The following is a 922-nucleotide window of genomic DNA, read 5'->3' as shown; positions in this document are numbered from 1 at the left end:
CGCCCCGCCGCCCCGCCCCAGGCCCGTCCGGCCGCCGCGGGGGCACCCGCGCGGCCCGCGCGTCCCCCGGCGCCGTCCGGCGGTCTGCGCGTCCCCCTCAAGGGGGTGCGGGGCGCCGTCGCCGACAAGCTCTCCCGCAGCCGCCGGGAGATCCCGGACGCGACCTGCTGGGTGGACGCCGACGCCACCGAGTTCCTGCGGGCGCGCACCGCGATGAACGCCGCGGGCGGCCCGAAGATCTCCCTGATCGCCCTGCTGGCCCGGGTCTGCACGGCCGCGCTCGCCCGGTTCCCGGAGCTCAACTCCACGGTCGACACGGAGGCCGGGGAGGTCGTCCAGCTCGACCGGGTCCACCTCGGCTTCGCCGCGCAGACCGAGCGCGGGCTCGTGGTCCCGGTCGTACGGGACGCGCACGCACGCGACGCGGAGTCGCTCGCCGCGGAGTTCGCCCGGCTGACCGAGGCGGCCCGCACGGGCACCCTCACCCCTGCGGAACTCACCGGCGGCACCTTCACGTTGAACAACTATGGAGTGTTCGGCGTCGACGGCTCCACGCCGATCATCAACCACCCCGAGGCCGCGATGCTCGGCGTCGGCCGCATCATCCCCAAGCCGTGGGTGCACGAGGGCGACCTGGCCGTGCGCCAGGTCGTGGAACTCGCGCTCACCTTCGACCACCGGGTCTGCGACGGCGGCACGGCGGGCGGCTTCCTGCGGTACGTGGCGGACTGCGTGGAACACCCGGCGGTGCTGCTGCGCACCTTGTGACCCGCCCGTCACGACCGGCCGCCTCCGCCGCGTTCCCTGTGATCGCCGGGGCACGCATACTCGGGGGGTGACCGCCCACGAACCGACCGGCCCGCACGGCGGCCCCGGCGCCGGCCCCGGCACCGGGTACGACGCCGTCGTGCTCGCCGGCGGT

1 protein-coding gene is annotated in these 922 nt (G+C 76.2%); it reads left to right on the top strand.

Annotation, left to right across the window (positions count from 1 at the left end; translation table 11 throughout):
* A partial coding sequence (locus SZN_RS37210) for a dihydrolipoamide acetyltransferase family protein (protein ID WP_007506565.1) occupies positions 1 to 768 on the top strand: 768 nt, incomplete at its 5' end.
* Positions 769 to 922 lie beyond the last annotated feature (154 nt).

Source organism: Streptomyces zinciresistens K42 (assembly GCF_000225525.1).
GTDB lineage: Bacteria > Actinomycetota > Actinomycetes > Streptomycetales > Streptomycetaceae > Streptomyces > Streptomyces zinciresistens.
This window is presented reverse-complemented; position numbering and strand designations above follow the sequence as displayed.